The organism is Stenotrophomonas sp. SrG, from assembly GCF_050031795.1.
Classification (GTDB): Bacteria; Pseudomonadota; Gammaproteobacteria; order Xanthomonadales; family Xanthomonadaceae; genus Stenotrophomonas; species Stenotrophomonas rhizophila_A.
Genome location: NZ_JBNBBE010000211.1, coordinates 1 through 278 on the forward strand (window position 1 = coordinate 1; position 278 = coordinate 278).

The window sequence follows — 278 nt, forward strand, 5'->3', positions numbered from 1 at the left end:
TGGGCATGACGGTGGCCGAGCACCACGGCATACCGGTGATCGGAACCGGCATGATTCCACTTACGCCCACGCGCGCCTTCGCCTCGCCCTTCCTGCCACGGCTGCGCCTCCCCGGTGTGCTCAACAAGCTCCGCTACGGGCTGGTCAACGATGCCGTGTGGCGCACCTTCCGTCGCCCCATCAACGAAGCGCGGCGGGCGATGGGCCTGCCGGCTCGGCGCACCCTGTGGCGTGACGTTCCAATGCTGTACGGGCTTTCGCCGAGCCTGATGCCGCCG

1 pseudogene is annotated in these 278 nt (G+C 68.7%); it reads left to right on the forward strand.

The features are described from left to right. Window positions 1-278, forward strand: a pseudogene (locus ACQG3P_RS19565) (glycosyltransferase); the annotation flags it as partial.